The organism is Labilithrix sp. (assembly GCA_019637155.1).
Taxonomy (GTDB): Bacteria; Myxococcota_A; Polyangia; order Polyangiales; family Polyangiaceae; genus Labilithrix.
Genome location: JAHBWE010000013.1, coordinates 200,750 through 220,278, shown reverse-complemented (window position 1 = coordinate 220,278; position 19,529 = coordinate 200,750). Strand labels below are relative to the sequence as shown.

General features: G+C 71.4%; 17 protein-coding genes. 5 read left to right on the top strand and 12 right to left on the bottom strand.

Going from position 1 to position 19,529, the window contains the following annotated elements; genetic code table 11:
• The first annotated feature begins 332 nt into the window (after positions 1–332).
• On the top strand, positions 333–668 hold the full coding sequence (locus KF837_27240) for a MarR family transcriptional regulator (GenBank protein ID MBX3231046.1): 336 nt from the start codon (positions 333–335) through the stop codon (positions 666–668).
• 23 nt (positions 669–691) lie between these two features.
• Here the strand turns inward: KF837_27240 and KF837_27235 are convergent, their stop codons facing one another.
• The 5 genes from KF837_27235 to KF837_27215 form a co-directional block, all read right to left on the bottom strand.
• On the bottom strand, positions 692–5,047 hold the full coding sequence (locus KF837_27235; GenBank protein MBX3231045.1) for a FecR domain-containing protein: 4,356 nt from the start codon (positions 5,045–5,047) through the stop codon (positions 692–694).
• Complete coding sequence (locus tag KF837_27230) at positions 5,044–5,448, bottom strand: hypothetical protein (protein MBX3231044.1); 405 nt, start codon at positions 5,446–5,448, stop codon at positions 5,044–5,046. Before KF837_27230 ends, KF837_27235 begins: the two co-directional genes overlap by 4 nt.
• Before the next feature lie 138 nt (positions 5,449–5,586).
• The gene (locus tag KF837_27225) at positions 5,587–5,916 is read right to left on the bottom strand and encodes a DUF433 domain-containing protein (protein MBX3231043.1); all 330 of its coding nucleotides are present in this window, start codon (positions 5,914–5,916) and stop codon (positions 5,587–5,589) included.
• A gap of 117 nt (positions 5,917–6,033) precedes the next feature.
• Positions 6,034–6,255: a hypothetical protein gene (locus KF837_27220; GenBank protein MBX3231042.1), complete on the bottom strand. Its 222-nt coding sequence runs from the start codon at positions 6,253–6,255 to the stop codon at positions 6,034–6,036.
• Between the two features lie 298 nt (positions 6,256–6,553).
• Positions 6,554–6,820 (bottom strand): hypothetical protein, encoded by a 267-nt coding sequence (locus KF837_27215; protein ID MBX3231041.1) that lies wholly within the window; start codon positions 6,818–6,820, stop codon positions 6,554–6,556.
• A 189-nt stretch (positions 6,821–7,009) separates the two neighbouring features.
• Between KF837_27215 and gnd the strand changes: the two genes are divergently transcribed.
• From gnd to pgl, 4 genes are read left to right on the top strand one after another with little or no spacing between them, the layout of a single operon-like run.
• Positions 7,010–7,906, top strand: coding sequence for a decarboxylating 6-phosphogluconate dehydrogenase (gene gnd / locus KF837_27210; protein ID MBX3231040.1), 897 nt, complete (start codon positions 7,010–7,012; stop codon positions 7,904–7,906).
• A gap of 9 nt (positions 7,907–7,915) precedes the next feature.
• Positions 7,916–9,460 (top strand): glucose-6-phosphate dehydrogenase, encoded by a 1,545-nt coding sequence (zwf, locus tag KF837_27205; GenBank protein MBX3231039.1) that lies wholly within the window; start codon positions 7,916–7,918, stop codon positions 9,458–9,460.
• A complete protein-coding gene (locus KF837_27200; GenBank protein ID MBX3231038.1) occupies positions 9,457–10,593 on the top strand; it encodes a glucose-6-phosphate dehydrogenase assembly protein OpcA in 1,137 nt (378 codons plus the stop codon). Before zwf ends, KF837_27200 begins: the two co-directional genes overlap by 4 nt.
• Positions 10,593–11,336, top strand: a complete 744-nt coding sequence (gene pgl / locus KF837_27195) for a 6-phosphogluconolactonase (protein ID MBX3231037.1) — start codon at positions 10,593–10,595, stop codon at positions 11,334–11,336. Before KF837_27200 ends, pgl begins: the two co-directional genes overlap by 1 nt.
• 6 nt (positions 11,337–11,342) lie before the next feature.
• On the opposite strand, the gene KF837_27190 is transcribed toward pgl, so the two are convergent.
• From KF837_27190 to tkt, 7 genes are all read right to left on the bottom strand, one after another.
• Positions 11,343–12,911: a hypothetical protein gene (locus tag KF837_27190; GenBank protein MBX3231036.1), complete on the bottom strand. Its 1,569-nt coding sequence runs from the start codon at positions 12,909–12,911 to the stop codon at positions 11,343–11,345.
• A gap of 37 nt (positions 12,912–12,948) precedes the next feature.
• The gene (locus KF837_27185; protein ID MBX3231035.1) at positions 12,949–14,172 is read right to left on the bottom strand and encodes a hypothetical protein; all 1,224 of its coding nucleotides are present in this window, start codon (positions 14,170–14,172) and stop codon (positions 12,949–12,951) included.
• Positions 14,173–14,179: 7 nt separating this feature from the next.
• A complete protein-coding gene (locus KF837_27180; GenBank protein MBX3231034.1) occupies positions 14,180–14,683 on the bottom strand; it encodes a hypothetical protein in 504 nt (167 codons plus the stop codon).
• A complete protein-coding gene (locus KF837_27175; GenBank protein ID MBX3231033.1) occupies positions 14,680–15,171 on the bottom strand; it encodes a hypothetical protein in 492 nt (163 codons plus the stop codon). The genes KF837_27180 and KF837_27175 overlap by 4 nt, the downstream gene beginning before the upstream one ends.
• A 168-nt stretch (positions 15,172–15,339) precedes the next feature.
• Positions 15,340–16,746: a hypothetical protein gene (locus tag KF837_27170; GenBank protein ID MBX3231032.1), complete on the bottom strand. Its 1,407-nt coding sequence runs from the start codon at positions 16,744–16,746 to the stop codon at positions 15,340–15,342.
• On the bottom strand, positions 16,743–17,459 hold the full coding sequence (locus tag KF837_27165; protein ID MBX3231031.1) for a hypothetical protein: 717 nt from the start codon (positions 17,457–17,459) through the stop codon (positions 16,743–16,745). The genes KF837_27170 and KF837_27165 overlap by 4 nt, the downstream gene beginning before the upstream one ends.
• Complete coding sequence (gene tkt, locus KF837_27160) at positions 17,456–19,453, bottom strand: transketolase (protein MBX3231030.1); 1,998 nt, start codon at positions 19,451–19,453, stop codon at positions 17,456–17,458. Before tkt ends, KF837_27165 begins: the two co-directional genes overlap by 4 nt.
• Between the last annotated feature and the right edge of the window lie 76 nt (positions 19,454–19,529).

Genomic DNA, 19,529 nt, shown 5'->3' with positions numbered 1-19,529 from the left:
CGGTTCGGGGGTTAGCACGCACCGCGCCGAGGGGCGAGCTTTCTTATGATGCCGAGATCACGAAAGACGATGCACGCCAGCGCGGCTCCGCGCGCGCCGCGCGGCGCGAACGGTCCTGCGCGGCGAACGATCGTGCACGTCAGAAAATGACGCCCCTTTGTTCGGCAGATCCGGGCTCTTGTCCGGTCGAGGCAACTCGACCCTTGACGCGAGACGAAGACTTGTAGAGTACAGGGTCCTCCATGGCCGACCAGGACAGGTTTGCACGTGCCCTCCTTGCCATTGCTCGTGGTCTCGGACGCATCGCGCGGGAGCGGGCGCGCAGTGGGGACGTGACTCCGCAGCAGGCGGAGACGCTGCAGCTCATCGCCGAGCGTGGCGCCCTCTCGACGTCGACGCTCGCGACGCTGCTCGGCATCGACCCTTCGACCGCGAGCCGCAACCTCTCGGGGCTCGAGCGCGCCGGCCTCATCGCGCGCCAGAAGGGCTCCGACGACGGCCGTCAGACCGACGTGCGCCTGACGCCCCGCGGCCGCCGCTCCGCCCAGACCGTGAGCAGCGGCGCCGGCGCCGCGTTCGGCGCGCTCCTCGACAAGGTCCCGCGCGGCGAACGCGCCCGCGTCCTCGACGCCCTCGAGAGCCTGGTCAAGATCCTCGAAGCCAGCTGAGAACCCGGGGCGCGAGCCCCTCGTCACTGAAGCGAGAAGCTCTTGCCGACGCGGACGGGGGCGCCGGTGAAGGCGGGGACGCGGGCGTTGAAGAACGACGTCTGAACGCAGCGGCCGGCCGGGGTGCCGCTGAAGGTCGGATCGTCGACGACGACCTGCGAGACGCCGCCGGTCGGCGAGAACGTGATCGTCGCGTGGCCGGTGCCGACCTGCCCGCTCGCGCTGCAGTGACGCAGCGAGACCGCGCTGAGCGACGCGTTGGCGGCGGCGCGATCGAACTGCGCCCCGCCGACCTGCACGTTCGCGTTCGCGATCTCGTCCGGGTTCGTGACGGGCACGAGCTCCTGCTCCCACCGCACGTCGACGCGGCCGACCTGCGCCCGCGCGCCGGTGAGCGTGAACGGCACCGTGCGCGTCTGCCCGAAGGCCTTGATCGTCACGTTGCCGCTGACCGGCGTCGTCTCTGCCGCGTTCGCGCGGACGACCTCGACCGCGAACGAGCCGCCGTCGCTCGACGTCATCGCGAGCGTCTCGCGATCGCGCGCGGTCGCGCCTTCGACGCGCGCGCCCTTCAGCCGCGTGACCGCCGCGCAGCGACGACCCGACGGATCGACGATCGCGAGATCGAGATCGACGCCGCCGCTCCAGGTCGCGTTCACGACGATGTCGCCGCGCGCGCTCTCGGTCCGCTTCTGCTCGAGCGTGGCGAGCATGTTCGTGACCGCGGTGCGCTGCGCGTCCTTGAGCCCGACGAGCCAGCGCTCGGCCGAGGCCGAACGGCCCTCCGCGCGCTCGCAGCTGATCGCCCACCCGAGCGCCTCGGGATCGGCCGGCTTCATCTCCGCCGCCGCGATGTGGAAGGCGCAGCCCTCCGGTCGTCCCATCCGCTCGAACGAGCGCGCCACCGTCTGCGCCATCGTGTACGCGTCCGCGTTCGAGAGCGCGTTCGCCGCGAGCGCGCCGCCCATGATGCGGAGCGCGGTGTCGCGGTTGCCGCGGCGCGCGGCGATCTCCGCGCGGCCGACGATGACGTCGAAGTCGAGCGGGTCGCGCTCGGACCACTTCGCGAGGGTCTCCTCCAGCTCGTCGAGCTGACCCGAGAGCGCGAGCAGCTTCGCGAGGTCCTTGTGCTTCGATCGCTCGTCCGGCGCGGCGGCGACGGCCGCGCGCGCGGCGGCGACCTTCTCCGCGGAGACCGCCGGCGTCGCGTCGGCGGTGAGCGTCGCGCGGCGCACGAACACCTTCTTCATGAACTGCCCGCCGCGATCGCCGCGCCAGCGCCGCGACGCGGTCGCGTCGCTGAACGGATCCACCAGGTCGGCGGCCGGCCGCCGCTTCGCCGGCCCCGCCTTCTGCTCTTGCGAGAGCGTCGGAGCGGCGGCCGGCGCGGGCGCGGGCGGAGCTGCTTCCGCGCGACCGAAGCCGCCGCCTCCGCTCCCGGCGCCGAGGCTGCCGAGGCCGAGGCCCTTGTCGGCCTTCGACTTCTCCTCCCCGTCCTCGTCGGAGAACGCGCTCGCGAGCCCGTCCGAATCGTCGCCGCCCGCGATCGCGCGCGGGATCGCGGCGACGGTGGTGCCCTGCGCGACCGTCTCGCCCGTCCAGCGCGGGCCGTGCTCGGTGCGATCGATCCCGAACGCCTCGAACATCTTGTCGCTCTCGAGGACGATGAGCGAGGTCTGGCGCGCCGGCACCGCGAAGCGATGCGAGAGCGCGACGATCTCGGCCTGGTTCGCGCCCGGCGTGCGCTCGCGATCGGCGATCCGCGCCGCCGCGAAGAGACGCGGCACGAACGCGTTGCCCGCGTCGTCGCTCGCGCGGACCTCGATCGGGTACTTCGCCTCGAACGGATCGCCGCCGACCTTGCCGCGGAGGACGATGTCGCCCTTCACCGCGTCGCCGCTCATACGCGCGGTGACGATCGTCTCCGAGCCCGCGCGCATCGGCGCGACCGTCGCCGGCGCCATCTCGCGGAGCCCGTCCGGGAGCACGACCTCGACGTCGCGGAGCGTGGTGCCGTAGGTCGCGTTGAGGACCTCGAGCGCCGACGCCTCGAGCCTCTGGCCGGGCTGGTACGGCACGACCACGCCGCCGCCGCCGCGCGCGAGATCGCCGAGGAGCCCGGTGTCGGCGTCGGCGCCGATCGGCACCGTGACGACGAGCGCGCGCGGATCGCCGAGCGCGTCGCCGACCTCGCTCGCGACCCGCGCCGGCGAGCGATAACCCGCCGTCGCGACGCCGTCGGAGAGCAACGCGACGCGGAGATCGCGCGCGGAGTCGCGCCCGCCCAGCTTCGCGGCGGCCCGCACCGCGCCGACGAGATCGCTCGCGCCGTCGGGCGTCACGCTCGTCAGGAACGCGTCGACGTCGTGCGCGCTCGGCGCGCCCGGCGCGACGAAGCCGCCCGGCAGCGCCCTGCAGCCGACGTCGCACGCGATGACGGTGACGCGATCGCGGCGGTCCATCTCCTGCGTCATCTGCACCGCGAGCCGCTTCGCGCGCGCGAAGCGCTCGCCGTACATCGTGCGGCCGGCGTCGACGACGATGACCTGATCGCGCGGCTTGCTCTCGGACCACTTCGGGAGCTTGGGCCGCAGCGCGATCGCGACGAACGGATCGGACCCGATCGGATCCGGCTTCTTCGGATCCGGCGGCGGCGCGTCGGCGCGGTAGCCCCACGCCGTGACGTCGGTCGCCTTGTCGTTCATCGCGTATTCGATCGCGAGATCGCCCGACGGGACGAAGCCCTGCATCGACGTCGCGAGGCGATCGATCCCGCCCTCGCTCTTCTTCTCGAGCTCGTAGCCGCGCGCGCGCACCGGCGTCGCCGCGTCGTGGCCGACGACCTGCGCGTCGACGCTGAAGTCGTCGATCGTGATCTTGCTCGAGGCGCCCTGCGGCAGCGGATAGACGTAGCGGCGGACGCCCGAGACCGGCTCGATCGTCTCCGTGTACGCGATGACGACGCGCCGCGCGCCCTTCTTCGGGATCGGGAAGATGCGGAGCTCGAAGCGGCCGCCGCGCTGCCACTCGAGGAGCGCGGGGTCGTGCCACGGGCCGGGGACCCAGATGATCTGCTCCTTCGGCTTCGGGGCCTTCGGCGCCGCGTTCTGGATCGCGCCGCGCCAGATCGCGGCGCTCTTCGCCTTGTCGACGAACTCGCCGTCGATGAGCTTCCCGTCGACCTCGAGCGCGAGCCGCTCGATGAGCGCGCCCGGCGGGAGCGGGAAGCGGTAGATGCCCTCGAGCACGGCGTCGGTGTCGTTCGCGAACGTCTCGTCGATCTCCGTGCGCGCGACGTTGCCCGCGATGCGGACCTTCACCGCGTGCCGCGCGAGCCGGACGGCGTGGTCCTTCTCGTCGTTCTTGCCGGGCTGCTTCGCGCGGAGCTCGCCGAGGCCGCTCGCCGGCGCCTCGGTGTCCTCGTTGTGCGTCGCGATGAGCTGCTCGCCGAACGCCGCGCGCTGCGCGAGGTCGTTCGCCGGCGCGACGTCGACCTTCCCGTCCTTGCCGACGACGCCCTCCTGCCCCGCCGCCACCCGCTTCGCCTCGCCGCCGGCCGCGACCTCGACCTCGCCGCGGAGCACCTCGACGTTGGTCCGCTCCGGCGTCGCGGTGAGCGAGAGCTTCGTCCCGAGGACGCGGACCTCGCCGTTCGGCGTCTGGACCCTCGCCGGCGCCGCGCCCGCGATGTGGGCGACGTCGGCGAGGAGCGCGCCGTCGTGCAAGGTCAGCGTGCGCGGCTCGCTCCCGACCGTCACGTCGGTCGCGCGATCGAGCACCACCGTCGTCCCGTCCTCGAGCCAGATGCGCGCGCGCGTCTTGCCGTCGGTCGCGACGTGCATGCCGGCCTTCACCTCGGCGCCTTCGAGGAGCGGCCTCTTGTCCTTGCCGTCGACGACGAAGATGCCCGGCTCGGCCGCCGCGTCCGCGCCGGCGCGCGCGATCTTCGCGACCTTGCCGTGCCACGCGCGCGTCGCCGCCATCGCGGGCGAGCGCTGGCGATCGGCGAGCGAGAAGCCGATCACCGCGCTCGCGGAGACGCTCAAGCACGCCGCGACGAGGAGCCAGATCGAGCGGCGGCTCGGGCGGCTCTTCGCGCTCGCGGCCGGCGCGCTCTTCGGCGTGACCGGCACCTCCGTGCGCACGCGCGTGACGCTCACGCGCTCGGCCTCGGCCGCGATCTCGGCGAGGCGATCGGCGAGCACGTCGCTCACGACGAAGTCGTCGCCCGCGGGGGCGACCTTCGCCGTGACCTGCTCGATCGTGTGGACCGCGTCGCGACAGTCGTCGCACTGCGCGACGTGATCGCGGAGCGCCTCGTCGCCCTCGAGGATCCCGACGATGTCCGCCCGCGCCCGACCACAAACCGCAGCGCTCATCGTGCGCCTCCTTCCGTCAGTTGCTGGAGCCCGCGCTCGAGGCGCGTCTTCGCCGTCGCGACGTCGATGCTGCACGCGGTCGCGATCTCCTCGACCCCGAGCCCGCCCACGATCGACAGCACCACCGCCTCGCGCTCGGTCGGCCGCAGCGCCGCGAGCGCGCTCCGCGCCGACGCCGCCGCCCCGCCGACGCGCTCCGTCGTCGGCGCCGACTCGAACCCGCGCGTCTTGAGCGGCAGCCTCGACTGCTGCTTCGCGCAGGCGGCGCGCACGAGACCGAGCAGCCACGCCTTCGCGGCCTTCGGCGGCGCGTCGCTGCGCGCGGCTTCGCGCGCGACCTCCTCGAGCACGTCGGCGACCCTCGCGGCGTCGCCGACGAGCGCCATCGCCACCTTGCCCATCAGGGCCACGTGCTCTCTCGACAGCGCGGACGCGCCCCCATCGTTCTCGGTCATTGCGCGCTCGGCGGCTCCCATGATCGGACATGGGACGCCTTCGGCGGCGAAAAGTTCTACGCGTGCCTGCTCGCGCCGCGTGTCCTACTTCTTCGCACCACCGAACGGGAGGGTCGTCTGGTCCATGCGGCCGGGGACTTTTTCGGGCTCGGACTCGAGGAGCGCGCGCTCGCGGTCGAGGTCGGCTTCGACCAGCTCTTCGTTGTCGTACGCGAACGCGAGGCCGCCGAGGACCTTGGCCCAGCCGAGCGACGGGTAGCGCTTCACCAGCGTCTCGACCGAGACGCCCTTCCGGTGCCACGCCCACAAACGGCGGACCGGGACGCGCGTACCGCGGACGACGGGGCTCCCCCCCAACAGGTCGTCCCGCACCTCGACGTGCGGATGTGGAACGCGGACGGGCGGAAGGCTCACGCGCGTTCGTTCTGCGCCCTCTTCGAGCAAAGGTCAACGATCGGCGAGGCCCGGGTGGACCTCGCCGACCGTCGTCGGAACGAGGAGAGCTCGGTGCTGCGGTGCGGCCTGTGGCCGTCACGCAGACTTCGCCTCCTCCTTCGCGCCGGCGGGCGCGGGCGTCGCGGTCGGGACCGTCGCCGACTGGCGCGGGCCACGACCACGGCGGACGTGCGGAGCGACTCCGCCCTTCTTGCCGGCCGCGCGAGCTTCCTCGCTCGTGAACTGGTGCGCGGTGCCCGCGGCGTGCGCGGCCTTGCCGCCCTTGCTCGCGATCTCGCTCACCTTCGAACGGTCCATCGCCGCGAAGCCTCGCGGACGGCGGACCTTCACCGGGGCGGCCTCGGTCGCCTTGGTCTCCTCGGTCTTGGTTTCGGTCGGGGGGTTGTTCGTCTCGTTGGGCTCGAAATTCATGACTGACTGCTCTCCTCGATGTGGGACCGCGCACACGTCCCCCCGGCGAGCGGAGAAGAGTCTCCACTCAGCGACGAGACGTCCGAGCTGTCCGGTTTGTTCCGATGCGACGAGCTCGATGCGCGTCGCTGACGCAATGATTCTGTGTGAGCTGAGGGGGTTAACGGCTCAGCCCGACCGAAGTTCAGTTGAGGTACTTCCTCGAGAGGTGGCGGACGGCCTCGGCGGTCCCGGCCTCGATTTGAGCCTGGACCTGCGCGGCGGTGGCGGCGTCGTCGACGAGAATGCCGAGCTGATCGCCTTGGACGAAGAAACCTCCCGCGGCGCGCTGGCCGTCGGAGTCGAACGGCACCGACTGCACGGCGAGATCGCAGACGTGGCCGCCGACGACCACGCGCACGATGCCGAGCAGACGGCCAGAGACCTCTGTGCTGTGGGCGTCGTTTTGCATGACGGAGAACCTAAGCACCTGACTCTTCAGCGCAAGGCCTCGTAAAGTCCGCGAAATTCTGTGCACACGTGTCGTGATCCCGACACGCATGACACCGCGGTCACGGTCCGGGTTGGGATCGTTTCGAATGGCAACACCGTCTCCTCTCTAGTACGCGGCGACACGACTCGGGTTTATCCTCGCCGCGCCATGCAGATCGCGATCGTCGGGCTCGGCAAGATGGGGGGCAACATGGTGCGGCGCCTCGTCAAAGGTGGACACGAGGTCGTCGGCTACGACCGCGACCCGGCCGTCGTCGCCGCGCTCGCGAAGGAAGGGATGGTCGCGGCGGGGTCGCTCGCCGAGGTCGTCGCGAAGCTCAGCGGTCCGCGCGCGGTGTGGATCATGGTCCCCGCCGGCGCGCCGACCGAGGACACCATCGTCGAGCTCTCGCAGCTCCTCGCGCCGAACGACATCCTCATCGACGGCGGCAACTCGAACTTCAAGGACTCGGTCCGCCGCGCGAAGGAGCTCGCCGACAAGCAGATCCGTTTCCTCGACGCGGGGACGAGCGGCGGGGTGTGGGGGCTCGCGAACGGGTACTGCCTCATGATCGGCGGCGACGAGAGCGCGTACGAGGCGGTGCTCCCGGCGCTGACGACGCTCGCGCCGAAGGACGGGCTCGCCTACTTCGGCTCCGCCGGCGCGGGACACTACGTGAAGATGGTCCACAACGGGATCGAGTACGCGATGATGCAGGCGTACGCGGAGGGCTTCGAGCTCCTCAAGGAGTGCGACTACAAATTCGACCTCCGCAAGGTCACGCGGGTGTGGAACCGCGGGAGCGTGGTGCGCTCGTGGTTGTGCGAGCTCGCCGAGAACGCGTTCAACGAGGACCCGGAGCTCTCGAAGCTCAAGGCCTACGTCAACGACTCGGGCGAGGGACGCTGGACGGTCGACGAGGCGGTGCGCCTCGGCGTCGCGCTCCCCACGATCGCGCTCAGCCTCTTCGCCCGCTTCGACTCGCGCAAGGACAACCCCTTCGGGCTCCGTGTCCTTGCCGCGCTCCGCAACCAGTTCGGCGGCCACGCCGTCACGAAGGCTTGAGGACCCACCATGACCGCTCCCGCCAATCCGCTTCGTAAGGGCCTCGTGGAAGACCGCACCGGCGACGCGTGCGCGCTCGTCATCTTCGGCGCCTCCGGCGACCTCACGCGACGCAAGCTGATGCCTGCGATCTACAACCTCGGCCTCTCGCGCTCGCTCCCGAGCGGCTTCGCCACCGTCGGCGTCGCGCGGCGCGAGAAGTCGAACGAGCAGTTCCGCGCCGAGATGAAGGAGGGCGTCTCGCAGTTCTCGCGCCGGAAGCCGATCGACGCGGCGGTCTGGGAGGACTTCGAGCGCGGCATCTCCTACGTGCGCGGCTCCTTCGACCAGGCCCAGACCTACGTCGACCTCAAGAAGCACCTCGAGGAGCTCGACGCAGAGCGCGGCACGCGCGGCAACCGCCTCTACTACCTCGCCGTCCCGCCCGCCGAGTTCGAGACGATCGTGAAGCACCTGAAGGACGGCGGCCTCGTCAACGACGCCGCCGCCGAGCGCACCGGCGGCGCGTGGACGCGCGTCATCATCGAGAAGCCGTTCGGCGACGACCTCGAGAGCTCGATCGAGCTGAACGACGTCATCGCGCACGCTTTCGCGGAGTCGCAGGTGTTCCGCATCGATCACTACCTCGGCAAGGAGACGGTCCAGAACCTCCTCGTCTTCCGCTTCGCGAACTCCCTCTTCGAGCCGATCTGGAGCCGCGAGCACGTCGACCACGTGCAGATCACGGTCGCGGAGGAGATCGGGGTCGAGGGGCGCGGCAAGTTCTACGAGCAGACCGGCGTCACGAAGGACATCGTCGAGAACCACCTGATGCAGCTCCTCTGCCTCACCGCGATGGAGCCGCCGATCTCGCTCTCGGCCGACGCGGTGCGCGACGAGAAGGTGAAGGTCCTCAAGTCGCTCCGCCGGATGGAGCGCACGATGGTGCGCGAGGGCGTGGTGCGCGGCCAGTACGGGCGCGGCTTCGTGAAGGGCGACGAGGTGAAGGCCTACCGCGAGGAGCCGGACGTCGCGAAGGACTCCAAGATCGACACGTTCGTCGCGATGAAGCTCTTCGTCGACAACTGGCGCTGGGGCGGGGTCCCCTTCTACGTGCGCGCCGGCAAGCGCCTCGCGCGCCGCGTGACCGAGATCGCGATCCAGTTCAAGAAGGTGCCGCACTCGCTCTTCAACGCGCCCGACGGCGGCATCTCGCAGAACGTCCTCGCCGTGCGCGTCCAGCCCGACGAAGGCATCTCGCTCCGCTTCACGACGAAGGAGCCGGGGAACGCCACCATCCTCCGCGACGTCGCGATGGACTTCCGCTACGGGAGCGCGTTCGGATCGAACACGCCCGAGGCCTACGAGCGCCTCCTCCTCGACGCGATGCGCGGCGACGCCACGCTCTTCACCCGGCGCGACGAGGTCGAGGAGCAGTGGGCGTTCATGGATCCCGTCATCGACGCGTGGGCGGAGCAGTCGACCGCGCCGCCGACGTACAGCTCGGGATCGTGGGGCCCCGAGCAGGCCGACGACCTCCTCGCGCGCGACGGGCGGCGCTGGAGGAAGCCGTGAGCACCACCTCCGCCGGCGTCATCGCGAAGCTCGACAAGGAGCTGCGCGCGCTCTGGACCGCGCCGGAGGACCCGGCCGACGTGCCGCTCTCGCGCGTCTGCACGATGAACATCGAGGTCGTCGCGCCGACGAGCGAGCTCCTCGATCGCTACACCCCCGTCGTCGACGAGGTGACCGCGAGCATCCCCGCGCGCGCGATCCTCGCGTCGATCGAGCCGGACGCGAGCGGCGACGAGCTCTCCGGCTCCGCGACCGCGGTCTGCTCGCTCGAGGGCGGCAAGAAGATCTGCTCCGAGCGCATCGTCCTCAAGTGCCGCGGCGACGGCGCCGCCCGCGCCGCGAGCGCGATGGAGGCGTTCCTCGTCCCCGAGATCCCGACCGCGCTCGTGTGGCTCGGGAAGGTGCACGTCGAGGATCCCGTCTTCGAGGACCTCGCCAACGACGCGCACCGCATCATCCTCGACAGCGAGTACACCTCCATCACGAGCGTCATCCAGGTCGCAGCGTGGGCGCGCAAGCAGCCGAACGCGCCGCGGATCATGGACCTCGCCTGGACGCGCGTCGCGGCGTGGCAGGAGCTCCTCGCGCGCTTCTTCGACGCGACCGAGCACCGCGAGCTCGCGCCGAAGATCAGCCGCGTGAAGCTGAAGCAGGCCGGCGATCACGGCGCGCGCATCGGACCGGAGGCCGCGCTCATGCTCGGGTGGCTGGGCACGCGGCTCGGGTGGAAGATCGCGCGCCTCGGCGGCGCGGTGCGGGTGAAGAACGCCGACGGCGGCAACGTCGCGATCGAGCTCGGCGCGGTCCCCCGCCCCGCCGGGACCGCGCCGCAGATCCTCGCCGCGCTCGAGGTCGAGGTCGCCGACGGCGACACGAAGCTCCTCGGCGCGATCGAGCGCGAGCTCGCGACCGGACCGTCGCACTCGTCCGCGACCACGGTCGACGCCGACGTGCTCGTCTGGCGCCTCACCCTCGGCGCGCACGCGCCGATCGAGCATCGCGTGCGCCTCGGCTCGAACAAGGCGGCGAAGTGGCTCGAGCGCACGCTCCACCGCCCCGCCCACGACGTCGCGTTCGACGAGTCGGTCGCGTTCGCGGAGGCCCTCGTCGAAGACGGGCTCACGGTGTCCTGATGGTGACCAAGGTCGTCCCCGGCGTCCTCATCGCGGCGCCGACGCTGGAGGAGGTCGCGCGCGAGGCCTCTGCGCGGATGACGCGCGCGATCCACGAGGCGATCAAGGAGCGCGCCGTCGCCACGATCGCGCTCTCGGGCGGCAGCTCCCCCGTCCTCGCGTACCAGCTCCTCGCGAAGCAGGCGATCGACTGGAACAAGGTCCACGTCTACTGGGTCGACGAGCGCTGCGTGCCGCCCGATCACGAGCGCAGCAACTACCTGCTCGCGAAGAAGGCGCTCCTCGACGCGATCGCGATCCCGCCCGCCAACGTGCATCGCATGCGCGGTGAAGACGATCCCGGCGCGGCGGCGGCGGCGTACGACGAGGAGCTGCGGAACACGGTCGCGAGCAAGGTCGCCGGTCTTCCCGCGCTCGATCTCCTCGTGATGGGCGTCGGCGACGACGGGCACACCGCCTCGCTCTTCCCCGGCGACGACGCGCACACGATCACCGATCGCCTCGTCGCCGCGATCCCGGAGGCGAAGGACAAGGGCCGCGAGGCGCGCCTCACCCTCACCGTGCCGGTCCTCGAGAACGCGAAGGCGACCGTGGTCATCGTCACCGGCAAGTCGAAGCACGAGCCGCTCGAGCGCATCTGGGCGACGAGCGGCGACGTCCGCCAGACACCGGGCCGCGTCATCCGCGACTTCCGCGGCTCGATCACGTGGGCGATCGACAAGGCCGCGGGCGGGATGACCTGAGGCGCGTCACTCCGGGCACGATCGATCGTGCACGATCGCGACGTCGTCGAGGTGGAGGCTCGCGCTGGTGCAGCCCGTGTCGCCCAAGAGCGAGAAGGAGAGCGAATACGGTCGGTCGGACGCCTTGGGATCGAGGCACGCCGTCGCGAGCGTCCACGTGCTCGCCGGCGCCATCTCGGCGGGTCCGGAGAACTTCACCGGGCCGCTCTGGAACGCCTTGTACCAGTAGCGGAGCTGAGGGCCGCCCATCCCGGGCGCCGGGTCGGGGATCGTGACCATCTGCGTCAGCGACGCGCTGCTGCAGTCGCTCTGGAGGACGCCGTATCCGGCGCCGGAGCGCGGATTGGATCGTTCGCGCACGAACGAGCCCATGCCGGAGAACGACGTCCGCCACGGAGAGAACGAGCTCGTGCGCTCGAAGCCGCCGTCGTCGACGAGGTCCGCGCACGTGGGATCGGACACGACCTCGACGTCGTCGATGAGGAACTCGGCGTCGTTCGGCGCGTCGCACGCCGCTCCGTTCGCGCGGATCGGCGAGAAGCGGAGCGGGAGCGTGAGGCCGCGCGACCACTCCGGCAGGCACGCGTTCAAGGTCTCGAAGACGTTCTTCCCCGTCGCGGCGCCGATCGACGTGCCGCCGACCTCGACCGCCATCCGATCCCCCGTCGTTCCTCGCAGCGTGAAGCGCAGCGCCGGGTTCGCCATGCTCGCGCCGGGCACCGAGAGCGTGGCCGCCAGCGTGGGAGCGTCGCAGGCCTTCGCGGGTCGAAGCCGCCCCGCGCGCCCGCCGCCCGTCCCGCCCGAGAGCGTCACCTCCGCGCCTTCGCCGCTCGCGACCCAGCCGCCGGTGCTCTCGAAGTCGCCGTTGACCACGACGCCGGGGAGCGGACAGTCGGGCGCGGGCTCGATCGCGACGTTGTCGAGCCCCATCATCGCTCCGGACGGGAACGCGACGCTCCCCGCCGACAGACGGAGGCGCAAGACCCCGCCGTACCCGCGATCGCCGAGGCACGTGCGGCTCGGCGCGGTGATCCGGCCGAGGGAGTGGCGGCGGCCGTCGAGGTGGACGGTGATCAGCGGGAAGTTGCAGCCCGAGTCGCAGAACGGAGAGACGACGAGCGCGAAGGGCTCGGCGTCCGCATACGCCGGCATCGCGAAGGACTGCTCCGCGCCGCCTTGTGGCGAGGAGAGGAGCGTCTGATTGAACCGCAGGATCCCGGGGTCGACGCGGCCGGCGATCGACGGATCGACCGTCGCGCCGTCGAACGTCGTCCACGCTCCGGCGGGATCGTTCTGGAAGCCCGGATCGCGCGGGCCGCCGGTCCACGCGCACGGCGCGCCCTCGTCCGCGCGCGTGTAGCCCGTCGCGCACGAGCAGACCGGCGCGCCGCTCGATTCGTCGCAGGTCTCGTGCGGGCCGCACCCGCACGGACGCGACGACGACGCCTCGAGGGTCGTGGACGCGTCCCCCTTCACCTCCGGCGCCGGCGCGATCCGATCGGAGTCCTCGCCGTAGACGCCGCAAGCGGCGACGACGACCACGACAACCCCGAACGCGGCACCTCTCCGCCCCATCGCTCTCGACGAGGCTAACTCCCGCCGAAACGTGGCGCTACTGGCGGCGCGCGTCGAGGACCTTTTCGTTCATGTACGCGACGACCGCAGCGGTCTCGTTGACGGTGCGCTGGTGGACGCCGGCGTCGGTGCCCTTGTAGCTGAACATGTGGACGTTGATGCCGGGCGCGCCGGCGCTCGTGAGCGCGGTCTCGGCGGCGGGGACGAAGAGATCGTCGGCGACGAAGGCCGCGTCGCGGCTGGCGGTGAGCTTCAGCTTCTTCTCGCCGACGAGGCGCCGCGCCGGCTCCGCGGCGTGGCAGCTCGCGCAGTCGACCGTGTCGGGCGAGTGCAGGGTCGGGTTCTCGATCCGCACCGCGGCGTCGATCGCGCGCTGGCGGTCCTCGGCCTTCACCGAAGCGCGCGACGCCCACGTGCCGTTGCCGAGGAGCTGCATGTTGTCCTCCGCCTTCGCGTCCTTGACCGCCGGCGTGAACGGGGGCTCGCCCGAGAGCTCGCCGGGGCGAAAGCCGGCGAAGAAGGCGACCATCTCCGCGCCGGGGATGTTCGGGATCGGCATCCGCGTCGCCGCGCCGTCCGCGAGATCGAAGCCGGTGAAGTTCCAGGCCGTGCCGAGGCCGCTCGTCGTGAACACCGTCATCCGCGTGAGGCGCTCGGGCGTCGCGGCCTCCTCGAGGATCGCGCGGAGCGCCTTGCTCGTCTTGCCGAGGAGGCCTTCCTTCTTCATGAGCGGGTGCGGGCCGAGCGCGCCGAGCCGCGCGTCGCCGGCGTTCGCGCGGCGGACCGCGATGACGCTCTCTACGGTGTCCTTCAGCTCGTCGCGCGACATCGGGTAGAACGCGTGGATCGCGGTGTCGTCCGCACCGCCGCTCACCTTCACCGGCTGGAGGACGAGGCGGACCTGGCTCTCGCACGCGTCGCCGAAGCAGGGATCGAAGCGCGCCGCGACGACCTTGAGGCTCGCGTGGGGCGGCGCGGCGGGCGTGCCGCCGACGAGGAGGGTGCCCGGCGCGCCGAAGGCCTTCTCGTACGACTCGGCCGCGATGACCTTGCTCGCCGGGATGAGGCCCGCGAGCTCGCCGTCGTCCTTCGCGAGCGGGAAGAGGATCGAGACGTCGTTCATCTGCGCGAGCTCGGGCCGCAGGTCCGGGGTGCGCTCCGTCTGCGCGGAGTCGCTCGAGGCCGCGTCGTCTTCGAGCGCGGGCGCGCACGCGGCGGCGGCGGCGGCGAGGAGGAGGGCGAGCAGACGAGAGGTCTTCATCGCTCGATCACTCGGGGAACGTGACGTCGACGGGCGACACCGCGACGGTGTAGGGGCCGTCGGTCTTCTGGCGCGCGCCGTTCACGAGGAGCGAGTTCTCCTGCGACGTGACGATGACGTCGTAGTACGTGCCCTTCGTCACCGGGACGATGACCTCGCAGAGGTTCGTCCGCTTGTTGCCGACGCTCGCCCAGATCTCGTTGTTGTTGGAGGGGTTCACGATGCGGAGGTACGACCAGAGGTTCGGGTGCCCCGCCGGCGCCTGCATCTGGAACGTGACGATGCCGTCCTCCTTCGCGGTGAAGTGATAGACGTGCCAGCCCTCGCCGGGGACGAGCTTGTTGTCGTGCCAGAGGCCCGGCTCGAGGTCGACCTTCGTGTCGGTCGGCCGGTCGAGCGAGTCCTGGCCGCGGACCGCCTCTTCGGTGCCGGCGACGTCCTCGTCCGACGGATCGGCGCAAGCGGCGAATACGGTGAAGGCGAGAAAGAGGGGAGCGAGCCGCGTTTTCATTGGGCCACCTCGGTCACGATCAGCTTGTAGTTCGCGACCGCGTCCGGCCGCTTCACGACGAAGTTCTGGGCCATGCTCGCGATGACGGTGAACTTCTCACCGGCCTTCACGCGGAGGACGAGCTGGGCGCGCCCCGTCGAGCGATCGTTCTGCTGGCCGTTCGTCGACCAGGCCTCGCCGTGGCGGTCCTCGTTCGAGTGGCTGATGACGCGGAGGTACGGGCGCCACGCCTTCCCGCCGTTGTCGCGCGGGTTCACGTTCGTCGTCTCCATCTGGATCCGCACGAAGCCGTCCGTCTTGGCCGTGTACACGTGGTAGGGGAACCCGACCGTCTTCGACGTCGCGCCGGTGGTCTCCGAGGTGCCGTCGAGCGGCTTGTCGCGCACGAGGGTCGGGCGGTCGATGTCGTCGGCGAAGGCGGGGGTGGCCCACGTCGCGGCGGCGACGAGGGCGCCGAAGGCGAGGTTCCGAGCGGTCGAGAAACGCATGAAAACCCATGGTTGCAACCGCGGTGCCGCTGTGCGCCAGTTGCGTACCCTTCCCCATATGCGAGGGATTTCAGAATCTTGCGGCGATCCACGGGCCGCCGTTCCCCCAGTGAGGACGGTGGTGTCGCGTCGAGGCTTCGGATCCGGTCCTAGCCGGGGTGATCGGGATCAGAAGACGACGGCCGAGCCGAGGTACGGCATCAGCTCGAAGTACGTGACGTCGGAGCGGTCGTCGCGCTGGGCGTTCGGATCGTCGAGGTCGATCGTCGCCGCGCGGGCCTGCCCGAAGCCGATCGAGGAGCGGAGCGAGAAGGTCGTGACGAGGACGAGCGCCTCGGGCGACGGGTCCTGCCGGAGCGAGAGCGGCGTCCGCTTGCTCACGCCCGCGGTCAGCCCGTAGTAGTCGACGCGGTCCCCGACGACGAGCTCGCCGAGGCGCGCCCTCGTCGCGAAATCGGTGAAGACGCCGCCGCCGACGATCCAGGCCGGCGAGAGCATGTATCTTACACCGACCCGGCCGTTGACCGCCGGCTGCCGCGCGTCGGCGAGCTCCGAGGCGGGGAGGCCGTGCGCGAAGTCGACGCCGAACTCGACCCAGCTCTGCGGCGGCCCGAGCGCGTACGCGACGCCGGCGAGGACGCGGGTGGGCGCGACGAAGGTGCCGGCCGCGTTGGCGCGCTGCGCCGGCTCGCGGACGAGGTCGGCGACGCCGGGATCAGTCGTGCTCACCGCGCCGGTGCCGATCACCGCCCCGCCCTCGACCGACTGCGAGAGCGCGACCTCGGGGAGGCGCACGGTGAGGCCGGCCGCGACCTTCGGCGTGACCTCGTACTGCGCGCCGAGCGACGCGGTGACGCCGATGGCGCTGCTCGTCTCGCGGCCCGCCGCGAGCACGAAGACGCGCTCGGTCGACGGCTCGGTCGTGTTCGTCGCGCCGAACGCGTACGACGCGCCCACGGCCGCCTTCGTGTACGTGCCGTAGAGCGCGGCGCCGAGGCGGAGCTGGGCGAGGAGCTGCGTCGCGAACGCCGCGCCGACGTGGTACTTCGCCGTGTCGGCCTGGATGTCGAGCCGCTGCGACGTGACGAGCGGCGCGCCGTCGAGCGAGCGGCCGGGCTGATCGGTCGTCGCGCCGAACGCGGAGCGGAGGTCGCGCTCGGTCATGAGGAGGCCGCCCGCGAGCGCGGACTTCTCGCCGATCTGCGTCGCGGCGACGACGGCGTTGGGCACGCTGATGATGTCGGCGGACGAGAGATCGATCCCCGAGTCTTGTCCGCCGACCCGCAGCCGCAGCGCGTTCGGCACCGTGCGGAGCCGGATCCCGAACGTCGACGCGCTCGCGCTGACGAGCCCGCGCTTCAGGCCGCCGAAGCCGGCGGGGTTGTACCAGAACGCGCCCGAGTCCCGCCCCGACGCGACGACCGCGCCGCTGCCGAGCGCCGCCTCGTCACCGAAGAAGAAGGGGTCCGCGTTCTGCGCCGACGCGCGACCGCCGGCGAGCAGCGTCACCGTCACGATCGCGCACGCAGCGAGGCGCGGAGTCGGCGAACGGTGCGGCGCTCCCGAACGGGTCATCGCGAGGGGCTCACGTCTCGGCGGAGGACGTCGTCCACCGCGGGGAGGAGCGCGTCGCAGCGGCGGCGCTCGGAGGGATCGAGGCTCGCGTTGGCGCAGACCTCGAGGACCCACCCCGTCGCGTCCGCGAGCGGCCGGCGCAGCCCGACGCGCGTCGCGTCGACGAAGCTCGGCTGGTCGCCGCGACGTCGCGCGATCGGCTCCGCCGCCGCGGCGGCCTGGAGCGCGGCGTGCGCGAACGCGGTCCACGCCTCCGCCGACCAGAGCTTCGCCGCGAACACCATCGACGCGCGCTCGGTCCCCCGCCCCGCCGCTTCGACGCGCTCGTCGCCCGCGCGGAGCCCTTCCTCGCGCCACGTGTACCACTCGCGGAAGCAGGTCCGGAGCCACGCGATACGCGCGCCCGTCGTCGTCACGTCCGCGCCGGGCTTCGGCTCCACCGCGAGCGACGCGTAGATGCGCTTCGCGGCCTGGACGTTCGCGTCGTAGGCGACGACCTTGCCCGCCGGCAGCCCGCTCGTCACGCGCGGCGGCAGCTTCGCGCACGTCACCGCGTCCTCGTCGGGCGCGGGCGCGGGCTCGGGCTCGGGAGGCGGCGGGGTCGCGGCTGCGGTCGCGACCGGAGCGGGCTCGACGACGCGCGCGCTCGCGGGCGCCGAGCGGATCGGCGCGCCGCAAGCGAGGAGGAGAACCGCCGCGACGGCGCGGCTCACCCGAGCCAGGTGGTGAGCTTCTCCGTGACCGCGTCGACGGTGAAGCCGAGCTTCTGCGCGATGATCTTGTCGGGCGCGCTCGCGCCGTAGCGATCGATGCCGATCGTGAGACCGCCGTCGCCGACCCACGCGCGCCACGGCAGCGTGATGCCCGCCTCGATCGACGCGCGCTTCGTCCCCGGCGGGAGGACCTTGTCGCGGTACGCCTTGTCCTGCTCCTCGAAGACGTCGAGGCAGGGCGCGCTCACGACGCGCACCTTCTTCCCCGCCTTCTCGAGCCGCTCGCGCGCCCCGACCGCGAGCTGCACCTCGCTCCCCGTCGCGATGAGGACGACGTCGGGCTTCCCGCCCGTCGCCTCCTGCGCGATGTACGCGCCCTTCAGCACGTCCTTCGGATCGAAGCCGTCGTCGCGCTTGAAGTGCGGGAGCTTCTGGCGCGTGAGAGAGAACGCGGTCGGCGCCTTCTTGCGTGAAAGCGCGAGCGCCCACGCCGCCGCGGTCTCGAGCGCGTCGGCGGGACGGACGACGGCGAGGTGCGGGATGTGGCGGAGCGCCCAGAGCTGCTCGACCGGCTGGTGGGTCGGACCGTCTTCGCCGAGGAAGACCGAGTCGTGGGTGAAGATCCACAAGACTTGCATGTCGCCGAGCGCGGAGAGGCGGATGCTCGGGCGCATGTAGTCGCTGAAGATGAGGAACGTCGCGCCGTAGGGGATGATGCCGCCCGAGAGCGCGAGCGCGTTGCAGACCGCGCCCATGCCGTGCTCGCGGATGCCGAAGTGGAGGTTCCGTCCTTCGAACGAGCTCTTCGCGATGCTGCCGCTCTTCTTGATGAGCGTCTTCGTCGACGGGGCGAGGTCGGCGGAGCCGCCGATGAGCGAGGGCACCTTCTCCGCGACGATCTGCTGGATCGCGTTCGAGATGTTGCGCGTCGCGTCCTCCTTCTCCGGCAGCGCTTTCAGGAGCTGCTCGTAGAGATCCTCCGGCACGTAGCGCGCCTCGAACTTGTCGAGCTGCGCCGCGAGCTCCGCGTTCGCCTTCTTCCACGCGTCGACGTCGGCCTGCCACGCCGCCTTGTCCTTCTGGTTGTCGGCCGCGCGGTCCTTGAAGAGCGCGTACACCTCGTCCGGGACGTGGAAGTGCTTGTTCTCGTCCCAGCCCATCCCCTTCTTCGTGAGGGCGATCTCCTCCTTGCCGAGCGGCGCGCCGTGCGCCTCCGCGGTGTCGTGCGCGTTCGGGGCGCCGTTCGCGATGTGCGTGCGCGCGACGATGAAGGAGGGCTTGTCCTTCTGCGCGAGGGCGGCGTCGATCGCCTTCCGGATCTGGACGTGGTCGTGGCCGTCGATGCGCTGCACGAACCAGCCGTACGACTCGTAGCGCTTGCCGACGTCCTCGCTGAACGCGAGATCGGTCTCGCCCTCGATCGTGATCTTGTTGTCGTCGTAGATCATGACGAGGTTCGCGAGGCCGAGGTGGCCGGCGAGGCTCGACGCCTCCGCCGCGACGCCTTCCATCACGTCGCCGTCGGAGCAGAGCGCGAAGACGCGCACCGCGTCGTAGGCCTTGCCGAAGCGCGCGGCCTTGAGGTGCGCGCCGAGCGCGAAGCCGACCGCGTTGCCGATCCCCTGCCCGAGCGGGCCCGTCGTCGTCTCCACCCCCGGCGTGTGGGTGTGCTCGGGGTGGCCCGGCGTCTTCGAGTCCCACTGCCGGAAGTTCTTCAGGTCGTCGAGCGACAGGTCGTACCCCGCGAGGTGCAGCATCGAGTAGACGAGCATCGACGCGTGGCCGCACGAGAGCACGAAGCGGTCGCGACCGATCCAACTCGGGTCTTTCGGGTCGTAGCGGAGGTAGCGCGAGAAGATCTCGAACGAGATGTCCGCGAGCCCCATCGGCGTCCCGGGGTGTCCGCTGTTCGCTTTCTCGACGCCGTCGATCGACAGCGTCTTGATCGCGTTGACGGCCAGCTCGACTTCTTTCGGAGAGTATTCGCGCGCCATGGGCCGCACGCTAAACTGCCACCCTCGTGTCGTCTACAGACGCAGACGGAGCTCGCCCCGCCGCTGTAGTCAACTG